The sequence below is a fragment of the Rhodobacteraceae bacterium M382 genome (assembly GCA_025141015.1).
In the GTDB taxonomy this organism is placed as follows: Bacteria; Pseudomonadota; Alphaproteobacteria; order Rhodobacterales; family Rhodobacteraceae; genus Aliisedimentitalea; species Aliisedimentitalea scapharcae.
Genome location: CP081098.1, coordinates 2,530,196 through 2,550,856, shown reverse-complemented (window position 1 = coordinate 2,550,856; position 20,661 = coordinate 2,530,196). Strand labels below are relative to the sequence as shown.

Sequence of the window (20,661 nt, the reverse complement as noted above, 5' to 3'; positions counted from 1 at the left end):
CAAAATGACTGGATCAGTCCACGGTCCAAGCGGGTTGCCTTGCACTTGGTCTCCTGCGGTCTTCAGGCGTCGATCGGGGGGGCGGTGATGCCGTCATGGCACTGAACCCGTCGAGCAGATCATTCAATGCGCTGAATGCAATCCCTGCACACAACCGTCGGCCGTGCCGCCGTGACTGTGCGTCCAAGCGCGTCGCAATGGTCGCTCTGTTGGTGCCGCATCTGGTGTGGCGGCAAAGAAAAACACCTCGCGGCAGATGCGCGAGGTGTCAATGTTTTCAATTGTCTGGCGACAAAAGATCAATCCGTTTCCGTCAGGATCTGGTCCTTGGCGGTTGGCAGCAACGCGGCCCGTTTGGCGCGGATTTCATCCGAGGTCACCTTGCCTTCGAGATCTGCTGTGATCTTGCGCACGACATCTTCATGGCCGGCTTCCTCGAAATCGGCAATCACGACGGTCTTGGCATAGGCTTCTGCGTCGTCACCGGATTTGCCCATCAATTCGGCGGCCCATAGGCCGAGGAGTTTGTTGCAGCGGGCTTGTGCCTTGAACTGCATCTCTTCGTCATGGGCAAATTTGGCTTCGAATGCGGATTCGCGGTCGTCAAAAGTGGTCATTGGGTTGCGCCCCTTTGGCAAAGTCGTTCTTCTTATTCAGATATGCCTTCGGATAGCGCGAACCGCAAGAGGCTGTGCTACGCTTGCGACACTGCGGCCCTTGCACTATGAGAGCGGCAAAGTCCGGGGACTCATCGCCCGGCTGGTTTTGGAAGGGTTGCCCATGGCACGTCGCAATAAGATCTACGAAGGCAAAGCCAAAATCCTGTATGAAGGTCCGGAACCGGGCACGATCGTGCAGTATTTCAAGGACGATGCCACCGCGTTCAACGCCGAAAAGAAAGATGTGATTGACGGCAAGGGTGTCCTGAACAACCTGCTGTCTGAATATTTCATGAACGGTTTGGGCCAGATCGGGGTGCCGACCCATTTTCTGAAACGTCTGAACATGCGCGAACAGTTGGTGCGCAGCTGCGAGATCATTCCGTTGGAAATAATCGTGCGCAACTTTGCCGCAGGATCCATGTCCAAACGCTTGGGAATTGATGAGGGCACCCAATTGCCGCGCCCGATCGTGGAATATTGCTACAAGGACGACTCGCTGGGCGATCCTTTGGTCTCCGAAGAACATATCGCCGCCTTTGGCTGGGCCAGCCAACAGGATATGGACGATATCCTGAGCCTGGCATTGCGGGTCAACGATTTCATGTCCGGAGTGATGTTCGGCGTGGGTATCAAGCTGATCGACTTCAAGATCGAAGTTGGCCGGATCTACGATGGCGACTTCCAGCGTCTGGTGATTGCTGATGAAATCAGCCCCGACAGCTGCCGTCTGTGGGACAAGGAAACCGGCCAGAAGCTGGACAAGGACGTGTTCCGTCGCGATCTGGGCAGCCTGACCGATGCCTATTCCGAAGTCGCACGCCGTCTGGGCGTGATGCCGAATTCGGCCACACCGATGACCAAACCGACTCTGATCAACTGACTGTCCCGGCATCCGGATCGGATGCCGGATTATTTTTGGCAATAGGGGCCTGTCGACGGCCCAACCTGAACCTAAAGGACGATGCAATGAAAGCACGGGTGCATGTGATGCTGAAAAACGGGGTTCTGGACCCGCAGGGCGAAGCGGTTCGCCACGCGTTGGGTGCCATGGGCTTTGACAAGGTGCAGGGTGTGCGCCAGGGCAAGGTGATCGACCTGGAACTGGCTGACGGCGCATCCGAAGCAGATGTCACCGAAATGTGTGAAAAGCTGCTGGCCAATACCGTCATTGAATCCTACAGCATCGAGCTGCAGTGATGAAAGCGGCGGTTGTTGTCTTCCCGGGTTCGAACTGCGACCGCGATCTGGCGGTGGCTTTTGAACAGGCGGGTTTCGATGTCCAAATGGTTTGGCACAAGGAAACTGGTTTGCCGGATGGTGTCGATATTGTCGGCGTACCGGGCGGGTTTTCCTATGGTGATTACCTGCGATGTGGGGCCATTGCGGCGAAATCTCCGATCTGCCAAGCGGTTGTCGAACATGCGAACCGTGGTGGCTATGCCATCGGTGTCTGCAACGGATTTCAGGTTCTGACCGAAACCGGTGTTTTGCCAGGTGCGCTGTTGCGCAATGCGGGATTGAAATACATCTGCCGCACGGTGGATCTGACTGTCGCGACCTCGAACAGTGCCTTTACCGAAGGGTACAACGCGGGCGATGTGATCGGCATTCCGATCGCGCATCACGATGGCAACTATTTTGCCGATGCGGATACCGTGTCGCTGTTGCACGATCAGGATCGGGTGGCGTTCACCTATTGCGACAATCCGAACGGATCTGTTGCCGACATTGCGGGGATCCTGTCGGAAAACCGTCGTGTGTTGGGGATGATGCCCCACCCAGAGCGGGCTGCTGACGATGGTCACGGCAGTTCCGAAGGGGCGGCAGTGTTCCGCGCACTGGCCGGGGTTCTCACACCTGCGTGACTTGTCGTGGCGCTAGAGCGGGCGTAGTTTAGAAACATGCCCGCACCACGCCTGCCAGCCCAGCCTTCCAAAAAGAACACGCGCTCCAGCACGATCAGCTGGCGCGTGCGTTTGGCCATTCTGGTTTTGATGATCACGGCCGGAGCCACCATCTGGGTGACAAACCGGCTGATGACCAGCCGGTTCACCGAAAGCACGCGCAATCGGGCCGAACTGCGGTTGACGCTGTATTCGGGAAACCTGATCAGCGAATTGCGCCGCCATGCAATCGTGCCGCAATTGCTGGCCCGTGACCCGGCGCTGATTGCAGCGCTGCAATCGCATGACTTCAGCCTCTCAACTCAGCGCCTGATTTCCTTTGTCGATGAAATCGGTGCAGCGTCCTTGATGTTGCTGGATCAGGATGGTCGCACCGTCGCGGCCACCGACCGGAACCGGCTGGGCGAAGGGCATCGAAGCGAGGGGTATTTTGTCGATTCAATTCGCGCCAATGCCACTGTGTTTTCGGTGATCAAACGCGACGCAGGCGGCTACCGTTTTACCTATTCCCGTCGACTCGAAGCTGCGTCCGAAGTGTTGGGCGTTATCGTGGTCGAGGTGGATCTGCAGAAATTCGAACGCGCCTGGGCCGGAATATCGGACGCGGTGATGGTCACCGACACCGAAGGCACCATCATCCTGGCCAGCGAACCGCGGTGGCGCAGCAAGACCGAACAGGACGCGCTGAACGCACAGACCCCGATCGGGGCGATCCAGCGGGCAATCCGGGTGACGTCGGATTGGACGGCGTTGCCGGCGGATGCCTATTTGGCGGGCGAGGCGGTGATCCGGATGGACACGCGCATTCCATTTCGGGGGTGGCGGATGACATCCTTTACCACCCATGCGTCAATCCGCGAGCGGGTAAATGCGATTCTTGCGTTGGAGATCATGGGATTCGCCATCCTTCTGGCTTTTGCCTTTTATGCACTCAGCCGGAAAACCGCGTTGCGCATGGCATTGTTCCAGCGGGAGTCGGCAGAGCTTCGCGTATTGAATGCCCGGCTACAGCGAGAAATTGCCGAACGCGAACGGATGCAGGAAACCCTTGCCGTGGCTGAACAAAGTTTGGCGCAGAGTTCCAAACTCGCGGCTTTGGGCGAGATGTCGGCGGCCGTTAGTCACGAGCTGAACCAGCCTTTGGCGGCGATGAAAACCTATCTGGCGGGTGCCCGCCTGTTGCTGGGTCGCAACCGTCCGGACGAAGCACTGGCATCCTTTGGGCGTATCGACGATTTGATCGAACGCATGGGGGCGATCACCCGGCAGCTGAAATCCTATGCACGCAAGGGAGGCGATGCGTTTTCCCCTGTAAACATGGGCGATGCGCTGGCCTCATCCCTGTCGATGATGGAACCCCAACTGCGTCAGCGCCACGTTCAGATTGCCCGGTATCTGCCCGAAGATCCGGTATTGGTGATGGGCGATCGGATGCGGATCGAACAGGTCATGGTGAACCTGTTGCGCAACGCATTGGACGCCACCAAATCAGTGACCTCGCCCGAGGTCGAAATCATCCTGGCTGCTGGGGAAACCGCGACCTTGACCGTTCGTGACAATGGCGAGGGTATCCGCGACTTTGACGAGCTGTTCGAGCCGTTTTACACCACCAAGGAACCAGGTGACGGGGTTGGGTTGGGGCTTGCCATCTCATCCGGGATCGTGAACGACCTAGGGGGACGGTTGACCGCCCGCAACGGACAAAAGGGCGGGGCGGTCTTTGAAATGCAATTGCCGATTCTTGAAGACGGCATGGAAGCGGCTGAATAAGCCGCAATTGAACAAAGGAATTGAACGATGGCACAAGCCATGAAAATCGCGATTGTCGACGACGAAAAAGACATGCGTCAGTCGATCAGCCAGTGGCTGGCGCTTTCGGGCTATGACACGGAAACCTTTGCCAGCGCCGAAGATGCGCTGAAGATTCTGGGACCGGATTATCCCGGGATCGTGATTTCCGATATCAAGATGCCTGGCATGGATGGGATGCAGTTCCTGAAAAAGCTGATGGGATCGGACAGCGCGTTGCCGGTGATCATGATCACCGGACATGGTGACGTGCCCATGGCGGTCGAGGCGATGCGGGTCGGAGCGTTCGATTTTCTGGAAAAACCCTTCAACCCCGATCGCATGTCGGAACTGGCCAAAAAGGCCAGCAACGCGCGTCGTCTGGTGCTGGACAATCGCGCATTGCGCCGTGAGTTGTCGGATGGATCACAGCTGATGAAGAAGCTGATCGGGGCCAGTCCGGTGATGAATCGGCTCAAGGAAGACATCCTGGATCTGGGGCAGGCCGATGGTCACGTGTTGATCGACGGGGAAACCGGCACCGGCAAGACATTGGTGGCCCACGCGTTGCACGCGGTGGGCAGCCGTGCCGGCAAGCGGTTTGTTCTGGTGTCCTGCGCGGCGCTGGAAGAAGACGCTTTGGCGAAACGGCTGTTTGGCCCGATGATGCCCGAAGACTCGCAATTGCCTGCGGTTGAAGAGGCGCGCGGTGGTACACTGGTTCTGGAAGATATCGAAGCGCTATCTGAAGGTCTGCAAGCCAAGTTGTTGAGCGTGATCAACGAACAGGGCACCCCGGCTGAAACCCGGATCATCGCGATTTCCAACCTTCAGGAAGCCGGAAAGACCTGCGAAGATGCGCTGCGCCCGGATCTGTTCTATCGTCTTGCCGCATTGCGCATCACCGTACCGCCGTTGCGCCAGCGCGGCGAAGACATCCTGACCCTGTTTACCCGGCTGTCCGAGCAATTCGCCGAAGAATATGGCTGTGACGCGCCGCAGGTAACTGCTCAGGAGGCGGCACAATTGTTGCAGGCCCCCTGGCCGGGCAACGTGCGCCAGCTGATCAATATCGTGGAGCGCGCTGTGCTGCAGGCCCGGCGCGGGTCGGGCACCATCGTGTCGCTGTTGATGTCGGACCACGAAGAGATGCAACCGGTGATGACCACCGAAGGCAAACCGCTCAAGGAATATGTCGAAGCATTTGAACGGATGCTGATCGACAACACCATGCGCCGCCACAAGGGATCCATCGCATCGGTTATGGAAGAACTGTGCCTGCCGCGGCGGACGCTGAACGAGAAAATGGCCAAATACGGCTTGCAACGTTCTGATTATCTCTGATTTTTCACGCCACATCTGTGCTCGGGACCCGAAATCTTTAAAAGATTTCGGCCCGTTTTCCGTGTCGGAAAACGCCCCGCCTTCATCTTCTGTTGCACTTTGCAACATGGTCCTGACCCTGGCTTGCAGGCGATAGCGTTACGTGACAGATGTTTGCGCAAACAGCGAGGGTGGGCAGATGCAACCGGAAGCGTATCTTTTTGACATGGACGGACTGCTTCTTGATACAGAGCGCCTGTATGTTGGGCTCGGGGTAGAAGTGACCACGCGATATGGGGTCCCAAAGCGGATGTCCGAGCGGTTCTTTGTGGGTTTGGTTGGATCTTCCGCGCATCATGCCAATGCCTGTCTGTCAGAGTTCTTGCCTGCGCATCTCTCGGTCAGCGCGTTCTTGAAAGAGTGGGACGCGCTCGTTGACGCGCGGATATCTGACCAAGCACCCTTGCGGCCAACTGTCCGTGCGACACTCGATGCTCTGACTGATGTGGGCGCGCGCATGGCGGTTGTCACCTCGACCCGCAGCGCGCGGGCCCGACATCATCTGGAACTGGCCAGGCTGGCCCATTATTTCGAGGCGGTTCTTGGCGGGGATGAGGTTTCCGCCAACAAGCCTGATCCTGCGCCCTATCTCGAGGCGGCGGCGCGTCTAGGCCTGCCTGCGCATCGCTGCGCCGCGTTTGAGGACAGCGATCGGGGGATCGCTTCGGCGGTTGCTGCCGGCTGTTTTGCGGTGCAGGTGCCGGACCTGCGCGCGGCCAATACACCGCTGCCAGATCTTGGCCAGTTGACGGCAACAACCTTGGCCGAAGGGGTCGAGAAGGTTCAAGGCACGGCTATCGGACGCGCTTTGGACGCCTGACCTGTTTGAATTTAATCAATACTGAGCACAGGTTTTCGCAAGGGCGTGCAAGAAGCCCATTGTCTTTACCTATCCACAGGTCTTATGTTGATAGAACGGGACCAGCAATGTGATGCGATGATCCCGCGTAGAGTTTCGCTGTTCTGCTGTCTTTGTCCGGCACCATCCGAGAAGGCCAGAGCAGACCGATTATGCCCCTTACGTTTGGGGCAGCTAAGCACCCCGACCCGGGGCAGAAATCTCCGGGAGAGGGACTGAAATGGGCAGGCAACGGGACGAGCCCGGCCTGTCGGAGAAGAACCGCGATGACGCGCGCGACAGAATTGAGAATTCGGGCAGGGCGGCCATTGGCCGGTCCCTGCCGCGCGCCGTCCGATATCGCCCAGACCAGACACCACCCCCTTCGCGTCCGACCGAGAATGAACTGTCCACCAGGACAGGTCGGATCGGCGCGGCTGCGGTTGTGCACCAAGGAAACATGGCAAAGAAAATGCTTATCGATGCCACCCACGCGGAAGAAACCCGCGTCGTGGTGGTCGACGGAAACAAGGTCGAGGAATTTGATTTTGAATCCGAAAACAAACGTCAACTTGCAGGCAACATCTATCTTGCAAAAGTAACACGGGTTGAACCGTCGCTTCAGGCGGCATTTGTGGATTACGGCGGAAACCGACACGGGTTCCTGGCGTTTTCCGAAATCCACCCTGACTATTATCAGATCCCGGTCGCTGACCGAGAAGCGTTGATGGAAGAAGAACGCGCATATGCCGAGGCACTGCGCGCTCGTGACGACGAAGAAGACAAGAAACCGGCTCGCTCACGTTCGCGCAGCCGGACCAAGGCGGAAAAGGTGAAATCCGGCGATGCGGTTGAGACCAAAGAGGTCGAACCGCAGATTTCTGGTATGGAAACCATAGACCTGACCGAGGACGCTGATACCGATGCCGAAACATCGACAGAGGTGACCGAAGGGTCGTCTCCGATGGAGCGGGTTTCGGAAACGCCGGTTGAGGAACCCCAGGGCGTAGCTGCCGAGTCAACTCTGGATGCCGCAGATGCTGAGGTCGAGGCTGCGGATGCACAGGCGGTTGAGACGCCGGCTGAGGCAGACGCTGCCGTGGTCGAAACCGCGCCAGAAGGCGCGCAGGCGGCTGTCGAGACCGCTTTTGAAGGCGACATTCAGGAACCTGCGGATGAAGATGACCAGGATGACGACCAACCTGTTCAGAAACGCTCTGATGCGACATCCAAGGATTCGAGCATTGAATCCGTAGCCGATGATGACGACAGCGAAGACATTCGGCCCGCGCGCAAACCGCGCCCACGCCGGTACAAGATTCAAGAAGTCATCAAGGTCCGTCAGGTCCTGTTGGTTCAAGTTGTCAAGGAAGAGCGCGGCAACAAGGGCGCTGCGCTGACGACCTATCTGTCTCTGGCAGGTCGGTATTGTGTGCTGATGCCGAACACGGCCCGTGGCGGTGGTATCTCGCGCAAGATCACCAATGTAACCGATCGCAAGAAGCTGAAAGACATCGCTGCCGAAATCGACGTGCCGTCCGGCGCGGGTCTGATCATTCGGACCGCTGGTGCCAAACGCACCAAATCCGAGATCAAACGCGACTATGAATACCTGCAACGCATGTGGGAGCAGATCCGCGAGCTGACGCTGAAATCCATCGCGCCAGCCAAGATCTACGAAGAAGGCGACCTGATCAAACGGTCGATCCGCGATCTCTATAATCGCGACATCGACGAAGTTCTGGTTGAAGGCGAAGCAGGGTATCGCATCGCCAAGGATTTCATGAAGATGATCATGCCGTCCCATGCCAAAAACGTGCAGAAATACGAAGATCCGATGCCGTTGTTTGCGCGGTTCCAGGTGGAAAGCTATCTGGCCGGGATGTTCAATCCGACAGTACAGTTGCGGTCCGGCGGCTATATCGTGATCGGTGTGACCGAAGCCCTGGTGGCGATTGACGTGAACTCGGGGCGCGCGACCAAGGAAGGGTCGATCGAGGAAACCGCGCTCAAGACCAACCTGGAGGCCGCCGAAGAGGTGGCCCGCCAGCTGCGTCTGCGTGACCTTGCCGGTCTGATCGTCATTGATTTCATCGACATGGACGAACGCAAGAACAACGCGGCCGTCGAAAAACGGATGAAAGACAAGCTCAAGACCGACCGTGCCCGCATCCAAGTGGGTCGGATCAGCGGTTTTGGCCTGATGGAGATGAGCCGTCAGCGTCTGCGTCCCGGCATGATCGAAGCCACGACTCAGCCGTGCCCGGCCTGTCATGGCACCGGTCTGATCCGGTCGGATGACAATATGGCATTGTCGATCCTGCGCCAGATCGAAGAGGAAGGCGTACGCCGTCGCTCGCGCGAGGTTCTGGTCCGTTGTCCGGTGAACATCGCCAACTTCCTGATGAACCAGAAGCGCGAACATATCGCCCAGATCGAAGGCCGGTATGGTCTGTCGGTTCGGATCGAAGGTGACCCGCATCTGGTGAGCCCGGACTTTGCGCTTGAAAAATTCAAGACCGCGACCCGGACGGTTCCTGTAGTAACAGCGCCTGTTGTCTCTGTGGACACCTCGCTGATGGAACAGATTGATGCTGCCGAAAACGAGAAAGCAGCGGCCGAGCCGGAGGTTGGAGCGGAGGCAGAAGCGCCCGCAGTGGAAACTTTGGGAGAGGATGAAACCAAACCCAAACGCAAGCGGCGCCGTCGGCGTCGTCGGTCCAAATCTGGCAGCGGTTCTGATACCGCGACTGATGCCACAGACGGGTCAGAAACAACCGAGGCCGCGTCGGATGATGCATCCACGGCACCGGGCGACACGTCTGATGACGCCAAGGTGGAAAACGATGATGCGCCTGTGACCGAGGCAAGCGCTGAAAACGTCAAAACCGAAGTCGCGCCGGTCAAGCCCAAGCGTACCCGCAAGCCGCGTATCAGCAAGGCCAAGAAAGCCGAGATGGACGCCGCAGCAGCAGCCGAAGCCGCAGCCAGTGGCGCGGAGACGGTTGAAGCGGTTGCGCCTGATGCCGGTGCGGACGAGCCAGAGGCCAAACCCAAGTCGACGCGGACACGCCGCAAGCCGACCAAATCCCGCGCCAAGGTGGCAAAGGATGAGGAACAGCCCGAGAGCGTTGAAGGGAGTGCCACTGCTGCACCTGAGGAGGCGACCCCTGTGGCCGTGGCCGAGGACCCTGTGGTTGATGCCGCTTCGGACACCGCGATCGAGCCGAACAAGTCAGAGCCTGTTGAACCTGAAACCGAGGGTGCAGCACCTGAACAGGAGACCGCACAGGATACCGGGTTGGTGCAAGACACTGCACAGCCGGTTGTGGTGAACGGTGCCGATGCGCAGGCTGATGACCCTGTTGAGGTCGCCGAAAGTCAACCGACAGCTGATCCACAAGACCCTGTCGTGGAAGTCGAAACGGCTGGTGGTTCCGATACCGTGGATGAGGCACAGGCCGAAACGCCTGTGACTGTCGAACACCCGGTGATCGAGACCGAAATCGTGGTTGCCGAAACCCCGGTCGAGCCTCAGCCCGAGCCACAGACTGCCGCAGAGCCGGATCCGGAACCTGCACCGGCGGCGGCCCCGGAGGCAGAGGTCCCATCACGGCCCAAGCGGCGCGGATGGTGGTCGCTGGGCAGCTAAGCCGTACGAGCGCAGAACAAAAAACGGGCGATCCAGCAGGGTCGCCCGTTTTTGTTTGTGTCTTGGGGGATGAAGAATCCCGGATCCGGGTTTTTCATCCGCCTTTGCGGATCAAATAGATGTGATGTCCGTGTCCATCTGATTGTCCCAAAAAGGCGTGGTTTGCCTCGTTACAAAAGTGCGGCACATCGATAATGGCCGCCGGATCATCGGCAAGCAATTGCACCACAGCCCCTTCTGGCAACGGTTTGAGCCGTTTGCGCAGCTTGAGAACGGGCAGGGGGCACAACAGCCCGATGGCGTCGATGGTCTCGGAAATTTTGGTCATGGCGAGCAGATAGTTTGGTTGATTGCCTGTGTCCACAATGTTGTGACCGTTTGGCATCGTGACCTTGGTCGCAGAGTTGGATATGGGGGAACCATGTTTGGAATCGAGATCATCGATGCGGGATTGCTTCCCGCCATGTTCGTGGCCCTGATCGGTGGGCTGATCAGCTTTTTGTCACCCTGTGTGCTGCCGATCGTGCCGCCCTATCTGGCCTATATGAGCGGCGTCACAATTGGTGAAATGCAAGGCAGCACCGCCGCGCGACGCAAGGCAATCATCGCTGCGCTGTTCTTTGTCATGGGGTTGAGCACCGTGTTCCTCTTGCTGGGGTTCACAGCTTCGGCGTTTGGTGCCTTTGTATTGCAAAATCAGGAATTGTTTGCGCAGGTTTCCGGGGTTGTGGTGATTGTGTTCGGTCTGCACTTTCTGTCGGTGTTTCGCATACCGTTGCTGGATCGCGAGGCGCGCATGGATGCGGGTCAATCGGGCGGATCGGCGGCGGGGGCCTATGTTCTGGGGTTGGCCTTTGCCTTTGGCTGGACCCCCTGTATCGGTCCCCAGCTGGGCGCGATTTTGTCGCTGGCGGCCTCCGAGGCCTCGGTCGCCCGTGGAACTGTTCTGCTGGGTGTCTACGCCATTGGTCTGGGCGTGCCGTTCCTGTTGGCGGCCATGTTCCTGAACCGGTCTATGACATTGATGAACAAGATGAAGCGCCATATGGGGCTGATCGAAAAATGCATGGGTGGATTGCTGATCATTGTTGGCGTGATGCTGGTGACGGGTCTGTTTTCGACCTTTTCCTGGTGGCTTCTGGAAACCTTCCCGGCGCTGGCGACTTTGGGCTAATAGCCCTGAACTTTGGACACGTCCGGTCTCTGACGGGTCTTACTCTTGCCAGATTGGCGGGTTAGAATGTCCCTCAGAGCATGAGGGCAGGTATGGCCAGCAACCACACAATACCCGGGGCAGATCATTCGCCGGTGCGCTACCGGCGCGTGTTTTATATTCCGGGCTATGACCCCATTCACCCCCGTCGGTATCGCGAACTCTACCGCAAGGAAAGCGCCGCTCAGGCCGAGGTTTCCGGATACGAGATCGGATTGAAGCCCAAAAAGACCAAAGGTCCCTATGGCTGGCACGTGGACAGCGTTATTCAGGGGCATCAAACCCGGGCGGATGTCGAAGTGTTGGTCTGGTCCGACATCGTGCGTGACAGCATGTCCAACTCTATTCCAGCAACCTATGTACAACTGGTACGCACGGCGTGGATCTATATCACCAGCGGTGCCTTGCGGCGACTGATGCGCCTGCGCAAAGGTCCGGTCATTGCGGCGTTGTATCCGGTTGCCATGCTGCTGTTGCAATTGGTTCTGGCACTCTTGTTGATGTGGGGTGTGGCCCATGGGATTGGGCTGTTGCGGTCAGTTCTGGGGCTGACGGGAGTATGGGCTGGGGCCTTGCAAGTGTTCGGGTGGGCAATCGGGGCCCTGTGTGGTGTGACCGTCCTGCGTTGGTTCCGGGCCCGGGATGGCAATTTCTTCGCCTATTACCTGATGCATGATTACGCTTATTCCGCGGCCTCTCGCGGTGCCAATCCGCCCGAGCTCGAAGCGCGGATGGCGGATTTCACGGCCCAGATCCGGGCCGCGTTGGAACAGGAGGGGGTGGACGAGGTTCTGGTTGTTGGGCATTCGTCGGGTGCCCATGTCGGCATTTCCGTCCTGGCCGACCTGATCCGATCAGGTCTCCCTGAAAATGGTCCGGCCTTGGGGTTTCTGTCCTTGGGGCAGGTTGTGCCCATGGTGTCTTTTTTACCGCGGGCAGACCGTCTGAGGGCCGATTTGGCCTTTCTCGCATCGCGGGAAGAGCTGAGCTGGGTCGATGTTTCGGCACCGGGTGATGGCTGTGCCTTTGCCTTGTGTGATCCGGTGTCGGTCAGCGGTGTGGCACCTCCTGACAAGCGATGGCCTCTGGTGTTCTCTGCCGCTTTCACTCAGACGCTCAGCCCTGAAAGATGGCAAGAGCTGCGCTGGCGGTTTTTTCGACTGCACTTTCAATATCTGTGCGCCTTTGACCAACCACGGGACTATGATTATTTCCAAATCACCGCAGGTTCTTTGACGTTGGGCACCCGATATCAGGATCGCCAGCCATCCAGTTCGCGGATAGACAAACCAGTGTCGAAATATACGTCGATGGGTCCGCGATGATGCAGGACCCACGCAAGCCGCCAAACCCACCAAAGCCGCAGGGTCGCCCGGATCGGGTATCTCTGTTGCAATACGCAAAATTGTTTCGCAAGGACATCCTGTCGGCCCAACCTGACCGACTGTACCGGGCGTGGATGGCCGAGTTCAAAACGCCGTTCTTTCGATCCTTCATGATCAATCAACCGGAACTGATCAAAACGGTACTCAAGGATCGCCCCGATGACTTTCCGAAATCGGGACGGATCGCCGAGGGGTTGCGTCCTTTGTTGGGCAGTTCGGTATTTTTGACCAATGGCGACAGCTGGAAGCGGCAACGCCGTATCATCGACCCGGCATTCGAAGGCGGGCGGCTCAAGGACACGTTTCCTGCTATGTGGGAGGCGTCCGAGGCCATGGTGGCAAGGTTGCACGAGCAGGTTGGCAAGCCCGTTGAAATCGAAGAGGAAACCAGCCATGCGGCGGCGGATGTTATCTTTCGAACCCTGTTTTCCATACCGATTGATCATGAGATCGCAACCCAAGTGTTTGCCCGGTTTCGGGACTATCAACGCAGTCAACCAATTCTGAATCTGGGCGCCTTTGTCCCTTTGCCGCGCTGGATGCCGCGTTTTTTTCGCAAAGGAACACGCGAGAATGCCAAGGTGATCCGTGATCTGATAGCGCAGTTGACCGATGAACGGATGCGCGCAATCCAGGATGGCAGCGCCCCGGATGACCTGGCGACCAAGATCATGACGACACAGGATCCTGTTACCGGAGACAGATTCGACGCACAGGAAATGGTTGATCAGGTCGCCATCTTTTTTCTGGCAGGTCATGAAACCAGCGCATCAGCCCTGGCCTGGACGTTGTATCTGTTGGCCATCCACCCGGATTGGCAGGAAAAATTGGCGCAGGAGGCAACCGTTCTGGAGCAGAAGGACTTTGGTGTGATGTCCAAACTGCGCCTTAGCCGAGATGTCTTTAGAGAGGCGTTGAGGCTTTATCCACCCGTGCCAATGATGGTTCGTCAATCAACCTGCCCGGAACGATTCCGCAATCGCAATGTCCCAATTGGATCTCAGTTGGTCATCAGCCCCTGGCACCTGCACCGTCACGAACGGTTGTGGGACAATCCAGATGGGTTTGATCCGGACCGGTGGGGAACCGAAAATGGCAAAACCTGCCAGCGGGCGGCTTTTATTCCGTTTTCGACCGGTTCGCGAGTCTGTACCGGCGCAGGGTTTGCCATGGTCGAAGGACCTCTGATCCTGTCGATGATCCTACGCCACTTTCGAATTGAAACCGTTTCCGGTCGTGATCCGGTCCCCGTTGCACATTTGACCGTGCGCTCGCGCGATGGGATCTGGTTGAAACTGAGCCACCGGTGACCAAGACTTTTCCTGAAAAGTCTTGGCAAAAGTTTTTCTAAAACTTTTGCCTATGGAAACGGACCACTCAACAAATCAGGTGGATTGGTTGGTTATTGCAGAAAATGACAACCTGATCACCGTTCTCGACCGCATGGTATCCACGCCTTTTCAATTCCGATCTGAATCGTCCCAGGCCTACATTCATCTCGATGTCACGGATTTTGCGCCGCACGACACCGCCCCGGCGGGCGGATTTAGCATCAAAGATCTGTTGCAGCCATTGATCGGCAGGAACTGGATAAGACGGAGGCTGGGCCATGCTCCGAGTGTCGAACAAATAGGGTTAACGTTCTCTTAATTGACGCAGGACAAACAATCTGATCGCCGAAGCCAACCCCAGATCAGCTCCGCGATCTGCGTCGATCTGGGCGGCCAGTTCATTGATTGGGCGTCCCTGAGCTGCAGCGATTTCGCGGAACACCTCCCAGAATTCGTCCTCGAGAGACACTGACGTGCGATGCCCTCGCAACGTCAGAGATCGCTTTTGCGGGCGGGCGCTCATTCGGTTTTATGTCCGTCCAAATTCCGACTGTCCCTGTCTGCGCGTGCCTGCTCCAGGTCTCTTTCAGCTTTGCTTCGTCCAAACCTGACGGTATTTTCCTTGGCCAAAGTCTTTTTATCTGCCCGCCGTTTCAGCTTGCGCCGTTTGTTCAGGTTGATCACGTTTCCTGTCATGTCGGCTCCCTCCAAAACGGTCAATCGAAATACACACCGGATGCGTAATCGGTCGGATCGGCCAATTTCGCTCGGGCTCATGTCTACAATAGGGGATGCGGGTCCGGGATCAATCGAAAGGAGACAATCGGGAAGACCCAGGGTTGGTGGAAAGGCGGGGTTGGAATGTGGTGGGCAATAGGCCGCATCCCCATTCAGACCTGCCCAAGAAGACGCAGAATGCAGGTCACTCTACAACATGGCGGACGTTTCCACGGGGTCTTTTCGGGGGGAGTGGGCCGCGCAGAAATGGAAGCGCGACCCAGGAGATATCAGGCCTTGGGGCCGATCATCTGTTCGGGACGAACCACAGCGTCAAAGGTGGCTTCATCCACAAAACCCAACGCGATGGCTTCTTCCTTCAGCGTGGTGCCGTTCTTATGCGCGGTTTTGGCGACTTTGGTGGCATTGTCATAGCCAATGGTCGGAGCCAAAGCCGTGACAAGCATCAGGCTTTCCTTCATCAGCTTTTCGATGCGTGGTTCGTTCGCCTGAATACCCAGAAGCATCCGTTCGGTAAAGCTGTCTGCGACATCGCCCAGCAATTGGATGGATTGCAACAGATTATAGGACATCATCGGGTTGTAGACGTTCAGTTCAAAATGCCCCTGCGAGCCTGCGAATTTTATCGCAGCGTCGTTGCCCATGACATGGGCGGCAACCTGCGTCATCGCTTCGGCTTGGGTTGGGTTGACCTTGCCTGGCATGATCGACGACCCGGGTTCATTTTCGGGCAGGATCAGTTCACCCAGACCGGACCGCGGACCAGAGCCGAGAAACCGGATGTCGTTGGCGATCTTGTACATTGCTCCGGCCACTGTGGCCAAAGCGCCGGACATAAAGACCATTGCATCATGCGCTGCCAGCGCTTCGAATTTATTCGGCGCGGTGACAAAGGGCAGGTTGGTGATTTCGGCCATGTTGGCGGCCACGGTTTCGGCCCATCCGGGCGCGGTGTTCAGGCCCGTGCCAACGGCGGTGCCGCCCTGAGCCAATTGATAGATGCCGGGCAGGGCGGCTTCGACGCGGGAAATGCCCATCCGGATCTGGTGCGCGTAGCCTCCGAATTCCTGACCCAGGGTCAGCGGCGTTGCGTCCTGGGTGTGGGTGCGGCCGATTTTGATGATGTCCTTGAACTCTTCGGACTTCTGTTCCAGCCCGGCGGCCAGTTTATTCAGCCCCGGCAACAAAACATCGCGGACGGACATCGCAGTTCCGATGTGCATGGCCGTGGGAAAGGTGTCGTTCGAGGATTGCCCCATATTGCAATGGTCATTGGGGTGCACCGGATCTTTGGTTCCGATCACGCCGCCCAGAATTTCGATGGCGCGGTTGGCGATCACCTCGTTTGAATTCATGTTCGACTGTGTGCCGGATCCGGTTTGCCACACCACCAATGGGAAATTGTCGTCAAACTTGCCGGCAACGACTTCGCTGGCCGCCTGAATGACCGCATCTGCAATGCTTGCGTCCATTTTGCCGCTGGCCTTGTTGGCCATGGCACAGGCCTGTTTGATCACACCCAGCGCGCGCACGATGGCGACCGGCTGTTTTTCCCAACCAATGGGAAAGTTCATGATTGATCGCTGGGTCTGGGCACCCCAGTATTTGTCTGCCGGAACCTCAAGAGGACCAAAGCTGTCGGTTTCTGTACGGGTAGCGGACATCCGTCATCTCCATCAAGTATGCAATTGTATGCCGTTTAGCCAAAGCGCCGGAATGACGCAATTGGCCAGTTGCGCGCAGCATAGACGATCCGAGGCCGAGGTATAGAGGTCAGACGCCGCGCCATTTGGCGCAGTTTTTTGTTCATCTGTGATCAAACTCATTGCTGTTGTCGCCCGGAAGACTAGATTGAAAAGAGAGTTTCACATCACAACAGGAGCCGTGACACTGGTGTTTTTTCAGTCATTTCGCATATCCGCCCTGAATTTGGTCTTTTCAGCAGGCATTTTGTTTCTTTTGGCGGTATCGGCCGCACAGGCGGATATCGAACGGTTTGTTGGGGAGTATTCGGGCCAGGCCCAGATGCAGGATGCATCGGGACACGAAGAAACCCGCGATTTGAGCGTGACAATTTCTGAGTACAAAAAGGGGTTTCAGGTGCAGTGGGAATCGGTCACTCACAAATCTGATGGTCGAAAGAAAACCAAGGCGTATTCTGTGGACTTCCAACCGTCAGACCGTGACGGGATCTATTCGGCGGCGATGCAGCGCAACGTCTTTGGTCATGCGGTACCGCTGGATCCTATGAAGGGTGAGCCGTTTGTTTGGGGACGAATCGTTGGCGACACGCTGACGGTGTTCTCGCTGTTTGTGGACCAGAACGGGGATTATGAATTGCAGCAATTCGACCGGACTCTGAACGACGGTGGGTTGCAGCTGGAATTTCAGAGTGTTCGCAATGGAGAGCCACAGCGAACTGTCTCGGCCTTTTTAAAGCGCAACTAGAACAGCACCAGCCGGGGGCGTCCCGGGCGTGGTTCTTTGACCTTGGCCCAGGACTGAATCAGGAAACAGAGCATTTTGGTGCAAGAGCGTCAAACTCTGGAATCATCCCAATGCCTGCCCGGAACCCGTGATGTCAAAAGGTTACTTGCGGAAACTGTCCAAGGACACCACATCGGCGTCGGCGTGGGGTTCCTCAGAGTCGTCATCCCTTACGATCTCCAGCGGTTCCAGGTCTTCATCGTCCTCTTCGGCCGTTTCGAACCGCAACCCGAATTCGACGGATGGGTCAACAAAGGTCTTGATCGCATCATAGGGAATATAAAGGGTCTCTGGCGCATCGCCAAAGTTCAGAGTAACCCCGAACCCTTCGTCCCCGATCTCCAGATTGTCGAACCAATGCTGCATGACCACGGTCATTTCACCGGGATAGCGATCGATCAACCAATCCGCCAGCTTGGCGTCAGGGTGTCCGGTGTCAAACGTGATAAAGAAATGGTGGTTTCCCGGGAGCCCATGCTCTGACACATCCTGCAGAACAGTCTTGATCAGGCCACGCATGGCCGAATGCATGAGATTTCCATAGTCGATTGTGCGGGTCATCCGTTGATCCTGATACAGATTGCAGGGTTAGCATAAGTGATTTGAAGCAAAACGAAAGGGCGAGCAATGCTAAATTCTCCGGCGTGTGACGGTCACAGAATGTGAAGCGTCAAACCGGCCAGAGCCATGGCAATCAGGACCAGTTCCAGCCGCACCCGTCCTGACAGGACAATCGGCACCGCAACAGCAGCCATAATGATGGCTGACGGATTGGCCGAGGCCAAAACGGGCAACTCCAGTGCCAGCGGACCTGTCTGCCACAAAACGGTCTGGTCAAACAGTACATTGATCGAAAACCACAGCGACAGGTTCAGAATCACGCCGGTAACCGCCGCGGTGATCGACTTGAGCGCGGCACCGATACGGGGATGATTGGTCAGAGATTCGAGATAGGGCGCCGCCAGGAATATCCACAGAAAACACGGCACAAAGGTTGCCCAAAGCGCAATCAAACCTGCGGCTATGGCCAGACCCGGACCCGCGGCCAGTTGCCCGGCCAACATGGCCACAAATTGCGTGACCAGAATCAGCGGGCCCGGCGTGGTTTCGGCCAGGCCCAGCGCGTCGATCATCTGTCCTGTTGATATCCAGCCGTGATGCGCGACCACTGTCTGGCTCATATAGGCCAGAACCGCATAGGCACCGCCAAAGGTGACCACCGCCAGTTTTGCAAAAAACCACCCGATATCGGCCAGAAATGTTGCCCCCATAGCGCTCAGTGCAAACAGGGGGGCCAACCACAAGGGAACCCAGAGCGACAGGGTGCGAAGGCTTTGGCGCAGGCTCGCAGAGGCGCGCGTGTCTGTTTCGATCCGTATATGATCCGCGGGCCTGACGCTGAAAGCGCCCCACAGGCCCGCAAGAAGAATCAACATCGGGAAGGGCAGCTTGAGCGCGTAAATCCCGACAAAGGCCAGCCCTGCCAACAGGATCCCCTGCCACCCATGCAGGGTCTTCTTGGCCAAACGGGTCAGGGCCTGGATCACGATGGCAATCACCGTGGCCTTGACCCCAAGAAATGCGGCCTGAACGCCCGGAACTTCTCCGAACTGGGCATAGACCGCAACCAGCGCCGCAATGACACAGGCACCGGGCAGCACGAACAGCGCTCCGGCCAGCAAACCGCCTGCAACGCCCTTGAGCCGCCACCCCGCATAGGTGGCCAATTGCATGGCTTCGGGGCCGGGCAGCAACATACAGAACGATAGGGCCCGCAAAAACGCCTCTTCGCTCAGCCAGGGGCGGTCAACGACCAGTTCTTTGTGCATAACGGCAATTTGTGCGGCCGGCCCGCCAAAGGACAGGATGCCAATGCGCCAAAAAACGCGAAACAATTCGCGAAACGTCAGATCCGTAGGGGAAGTCATTTTTTTGCGGGCCAATCATGTCCTTCGTCAAACCCATCCCGCGCCCAGCGATAGAGCGCGTCATAGATCGCGAGTCCTGCGTTCAGCTGTGTTGTGTCATCCTTGTGCAGACGAGACAATCCAACAGATATGGCCAACAACCCGGCGGCCTGTGGAGACAGATCGGGCGTGTCCGTATCGGCGGCGCGCACAACCACTGCCACCCGGTTCAAGGGCTCATGCGCCAACCCGAACCGGTCGATCATGGTGTCAAAGGTGCACAGAGGACCGTTGTGGCTCCACTCTCCGCCTTCGATGTCAAATGGTGTGGCGTTGAACCGTTCGGCCACGGCTTCCACTGCCGAGGGGGGGACAAACAGGAATTCTGCCTGTGGATCGACAAAACGGCGGATCAGCCAGGGACAGGCGATGCGGTCGATCTTGGGGCGGTGACGGGTGACCCACCGGGTGTTCCCCTGTGCCAGGCCGGGCATGGCCTGGGCCGGCACGCGCGGCAGCCCGGCATCGCGCCAGCCATAATTCCCGCCTTCCAATATCTGTGCAGCAATGCCGCGGGCCCGCAGGGTGGCAGCCACACCATGGGACAGTTTCAATCCCTTTTGACAAATGACGACCACGGATCGGTTCTGTGCCAAGGTGGTCAATCTGTCCAGGTCGGAGTGCGGATGACGAAAGGCCGTTGGAACCAGATGCGGGTCTGCGTCAAAATCATCGTCAATCGAGACGTCCACAATCAACGGCGTGGTCGGGCCGCCAATCAATCGCATAAGGTTGTTGGGGGAAATTTCGGTAAAGCCGGGCATGGTGCATCCTTTCCTGGCATCGGTTCTGACAGGTTTACATTGGATGCGACCTTGGGCCTGAGCCTCACGGGGTGGACGCTGACCCCATGTCCCAAGTGTTAGCGCGAAGCAGCAGGATGGGTCAAGTCAACCGGAGCCCGGACACACAGGCTTCTTGCAATCTTCACAGAAATTCAATCAAGGCAGGGGATTAGTGCAGGTTTCTGTTGCCAGGTACCTGCGAACCCCGCCTTAGGTCGCTAAACCCAAGGAGTTAAGTTTCGGCGACATTAACAGCTTACGCTGCTACTGCCATTGCCGGAGCACGATTGTCATTTGCAATTGTACAGTTTTCGCCGATAACGGTGGCAGACAGCCGAGACAAAGCTAACCCCTTTAGACGTCCGTCGATCCTATTTCGACCCCATGATGCCCAAATGAAGCATGTTTGGTGGAGTCGCCGGGTACCGCCCCCGGGTCCGATCCGTTTATTACGAGCGCATTTATGTCCATAGTCCCCGAGGGAACAGGTTATACATAGGCTTCGCTGGACCGGTTTGCAAGATGGTT

General features: G+C 57.5%; 20 protein-coding genes and 1 other RNA gene. 12 read left to right on the top strand and 9 right to left on the bottom strand.

Features of this window, described 5'->3' with window-relative positions; translation table 11 throughout:
• Positions 1 to 299: 299 nt before the first annotated feature.
• Positions 300 to 617, bottom strand: a complete 318-nt coding sequence (locus K3727_11930) for a DUF1476 domain-containing protein (GenBank protein ID UWQ89535.1) — start codon at positions 615 to 617, stop codon at positions 300 to 302.
• 163 nt (positions 618 to 780) lie between these two features.
• Here K3727_11930 and K3727_11925 point away from each other — a divergent pair, with 163 nt between their 5' ends.
• The 7 genes from K3727_11925 to K3727_11895 all read left to right on the top strand — a co-directional run bounded on the left by K3727_11925 (position 781) and on the right by K3727_11895 (position 10,227).
• Positions 781 to 1,542 carry a phosphoribosylaminoimidazolesuccinocarboxamide synthase gene (locus K3727_11925; GenBank protein ID UWQ89534.1) on the top strand — a complete coding sequence of 254 codons (762 nt, stop codon included), beginning with the start codon at positions 781 to 783 and terminating at the stop codon, positions 1,540 to 1,542.
• Between the two features lie 86 nt (positions 1,543 to 1,628).
• Positions 1,629 to 1,859, top strand: a complete 231-nt coding sequence (gene purS / locus K3727_11920) for a phosphoribosylformylglycinamidine synthase subunit PurS (protein ID UWQ89533.1) — start codon at positions 1,629 to 1,631, stop codon at positions 1,857 to 1,859.
• Complete coding sequence (purQ, locus tag K3727_11915; GenBank protein UWQ89532.1) at positions 1,859 to 2,527, top strand: phosphoribosylformylglycinamidine synthase subunit PurQ; 669 nt, start codon at positions 1,859 to 1,861, stop codon at positions 2,525 to 2,527. Before purS ends, purQ begins: the two co-directional genes overlap by 1 nt.
• A 36-nt stretch (positions 2,528 to 2,563) precedes the next feature.
• On the top strand, positions 2,564 to 4,336 hold the full coding sequence (locus K3727_11910; GenBank protein ID UWQ89531.1) for a sensor histidine kinase: 1,773 nt from the start codon (positions 2,564 to 2,566) through the stop codon (positions 4,334 to 4,336).
• A gap of 27 nt (positions 4,337 to 4,363) precedes the next feature.
• Positions 4,364 to 5,698, top strand: a complete 1,335-nt coding sequence (locus tag K3727_11905; protein UWQ89530.1) for a sigma-54 dependent transcriptional regulator — start codon at positions 4,364 to 4,366, stop codon at positions 5,696 to 5,698.
• A 178-nt stretch (positions 5,699 to 5,876) separates the two neighbouring features.
• Positions 5,877 to 6,557 (top strand): HAD family phosphatase, encoded by a 681-nt coding sequence (locus tag K3727_11900; GenBank protein ID UWQ89529.1) that lies wholly within the window; start codon positions 5,877 to 5,879, stop codon positions 6,555 to 6,557.
• Positions 6,558 to 7,035: 478 nt separating this feature from the next.
• Complete coding sequence (locus tag K3727_11895) at positions 7,036 to 10,227, top strand: Rne/Rng family ribonuclease (GenBank protein UWQ89528.1); 3,192 nt, start codon at positions 7,036 to 7,038, stop codon at positions 10,225 to 10,227.
• A 94-nt stretch (positions 10,228 to 10,321) separates the two neighbouring features.
• On the opposite strand, the gene K3727_11890 is transcribed toward K3727_11895, so the two are convergent.
• A complete protein-coding gene (locus K3727_11890) occupies positions 10,322 to 10,555 on the bottom strand; it encodes a sulfurtransferase TusA family protein (GenBank protein UWQ89527.1) in 234 nt (77 codons plus the stop codon).
• Positions 10,556 to 10,648: 93 nt separating this feature from the next.
• Between K3727_11890 and K3727_11885 the strand changes: the two genes are divergently transcribed.
• From K3727_11885 to K3727_11870, 4 genes are all read left to right on the top strand, one after another.
• Positions 10,649 to 11,401 carry a cytochrome c biogenesis protein CcdA gene (locus K3727_11885; GenBank protein UWQ89526.1) on the top strand — a complete coding sequence of 251 codons (753 nt, stop codon included), beginning with the start codon at positions 10,649 to 10,651 and terminating at the stop codon, positions 11,399 to 11,401.
• Between the two features lie 92 nt (positions 11,402 to 11,493).
• Positions 11,494 to 12,765, top strand: coding sequence for a hypothetical protein (locus K3727_11880; protein ID UWQ89525.1), 1,272 nt, complete (start codon positions 11,494 to 11,496; stop codon positions 12,763 to 12,765).
• Positions 12,765 to 14,135 carry a cytochrome P450 gene (locus K3727_11875; GenBank protein ID UWQ93355.1) on the top strand — a complete coding sequence of 457 codons (1,371 nt, stop codon included), beginning with the start codon at positions 12,765 to 12,767 and terminating at the stop codon, positions 14,133 to 14,135. The genes K3727_11880 and K3727_11875 overlap by 1 nt, the downstream gene beginning before the upstream one ends.
• Positions 14,136 to 14,157: 22 nt before the next feature.
• The gene (locus K3727_11870; GenBank protein UWQ89524.1) at positions 14,158 to 14,475 is read left to right on the top strand and encodes a hypothetical protein; all 318 of its coding nucleotides are present in this window, start codon (positions 14,158 to 14,160) and stop codon (positions 14,473 to 14,475) included.
• On the opposite strand, the gene K3727_11865 is transcribed toward K3727_11870, so the two are convergent.
• The 3 genes from K3727_11865 to fumC all read right to left on the bottom strand — a co-directional run bounded on the left by K3727_11865 (position 14,461) and on the right by fumC (position 16,558).
• On the bottom strand, positions 14,461 to 14,679 hold the full coding sequence (locus K3727_11865) for a ribbon-helix-helix domain-containing protein (GenBank protein ID UWQ89523.1): 219 nt from the start codon (positions 14,677 to 14,679) through the stop codon (positions 14,461 to 14,463). The two genes, K3727_11870 and K3727_11865, sit on opposite strands and share 15 nt — an antisense overlap.
• Positions 14,676 to 14,852, bottom strand: a complete 177-nt coding sequence (locus tag K3727_11860; protein ID UWQ89522.1) for a DUF4169 family protein — start codon at positions 14,850 to 14,852, stop codon at positions 14,676 to 14,678. The genes K3727_11865 and K3727_11860 overlap by 4 nt, the downstream gene beginning before the upstream one ends.
• A gap of 311 nt (positions 14,853 to 15,163) precedes the next feature.
• On the bottom strand, positions 15,164 to 16,558 hold the full coding sequence (gene fumC / locus K3727_11855; protein UWQ89521.1) for a class II fumarate hydratase: 1,395 nt from the start codon (positions 16,556 to 16,558) through the stop codon (positions 15,164 to 15,166).
• Between the two features lie 265 nt (positions 16,559 to 16,823).
• Between fumC and K3727_11850 the strand changes: the two genes are divergently transcribed.
• Positions 16,824 to 17,342, top strand: a complete 519-nt coding sequence (locus K3727_11850) for a hypothetical protein (protein ID UWQ93354.1) — start codon at positions 16,824 to 16,826, stop codon at positions 17,340 to 17,342.
• 141 nt (positions 17,343 to 17,483) lie between these two features.
• Here K3727_11850 and K3727_11845 read toward each other — a convergent pair whose 3' ends face one another.
• The 4 genes from K3727_11845 to ssrA form a co-directional block, all read right to left on the bottom strand.
• A complete protein-coding gene (locus tag K3727_11845; protein ID UWQ89520.1) occupies positions 17,484 to 17,942 on the bottom strand; it encodes a hypothetical protein in 459 nt (152 codons plus the stop codon).
• 92 nt (positions 17,943 to 18,034) lie between these two features.
• Positions 18,035 to 19,309 (bottom strand): chromate efflux transporter, encoded by a 1,275-nt coding sequence (gene chrA, locus K3727_11840; protein UWQ89519.1) that lies wholly within the window; start codon positions 19,307 to 19,309, stop codon positions 18,035 to 18,037.
• Positions 19,306 to 20,112: a sulfurtransferase/chromate resistance protein gene (locus K3727_11835; protein UWQ89518.1), complete on the bottom strand. Its 807-nt coding sequence runs from the start codon at positions 20,110 to 20,112 to the stop codon at positions 19,306 to 19,308. Before K3727_11835 ends, chrA begins: the two co-directional genes overlap by 4 nt.
• Positions 20,113 to 20,304: 192 nt before the next feature.
• Positions 20,305 to 20,658, bottom strand: a transfer-messenger RNA (tmRNA) gene (gene ssrA / locus K3727_11830).
• Positions 20,659 to 20,661: the final 3 nt, after the last annotated feature.

Coding starts and splice junctions, on each gene's coding strand:
- K3727_11930 (UWQ89535.1), bottom strand. CDS start 617: ATGACCACTTTTGACGACCGCGAATCCGCATTCGAAGCCAAATTTGCC.
- K3727_11925 (UWQ89534.1), top strand. CDS start 781: ATGGCACGTCGCAATAAGATCTACGAAGGCAAAGCCAAAATCCTGTAT.
- purS (UWQ89533.1), top strand. CDS start 1,629: ATGAAAGCACGGGTGCATGTGATGCTGAAAAACGGGGTTCTGGACCCG.
- purQ (UWQ89532.1), top strand. CDS start 1,859: ATGAAAGCGGCGGTTGTTGTCTTCCCGGGTTCGAACTGCGACCGCGAT.
- K3727_11910 (UWQ89531.1), top strand. CDS start 2,564: ATGCCCGCACCACGCCTGCCAGCCCAGCCTTCCAAAAAGAACACGCGC.
- K3727_11905 (UWQ89530.1), top strand. CDS start 4,364: ATGGCACAAGCCATGAAAATCGCGATTGTCGACGACGAAAAAGACATG.
- K3727_11900 (UWQ89529.1), top strand. CDS start 5,877: ATGCAACCGGAAGCGTATCTTTTTGACATGGACGGACTGCTTCTTGAT.
- K3727_11895 (UWQ89528.1), top strand. CDS start 7,036: ATGGCAAAGAAAATGCTTATCGATGCCACCCACGCGGAAGAAACCCGC.
- K3727_11890 (UWQ89527.1), bottom strand. CDS start 10,555: ATGACCAAAATTTCCGAGACCATCGACGCCATCGGGCTGTTGTGCCCC.
- K3727_11885 (UWQ89526.1), top strand. CDS start 10,649: ATGTTTGGAATCGAGATCATCGATGCGGGATTGCTTCCCGCCATGTTC.
- K3727_11880 (UWQ89525.1), top strand. CDS start 11,494: ATGGCCAGCAACCACACAATACCCGGGGCAGATCATTCGCCGGTGCGC.
- K3727_11875 (UWQ93355.1), top strand. CDS start 12,765: ATGCAGGACCCACGCAAGCCGCCAAACCCACCAAAGCCGCAGGGTCGC.
- K3727_11865 (UWQ89523.1), bottom strand. CDS start 14,679: ATGAGCGCCCGCCCGCAAAAGCGATCTCTGACGTTGCGAGGGCATCGC.
- K3727_11860 (UWQ89522.1), bottom strand. CDS start 14,852: ATGACAGGAAACGTGATCAACCTGAACAAACGGCGCAAGCTGAAACGG.
- fumC (UWQ89521.1), bottom strand. CDS start 16,558: ATGTCCGCTACCCGTACAGAAACCGACAGCTTTGGTCCTCTTGAGGTT.
- K3727_11845 (UWQ89520.1), bottom strand. CDS start 17,942: ATGACCCGCACAATCGACTATGGAAATCTCATGCATTCGGCCATGCGT.
- chrA (UWQ89519.1), bottom strand. CDS start 19,309: ATGACTTCCCCTACGGATCTGACGTTTCGCGAATTGTTTCGCGTTTTT.
- K3727_11835 (UWQ89518.1), bottom strand. CDS start 20,112: ATGCCCGGCTTTACCGAAATTTCCCCCAACAACCTTATGCGATTGATT.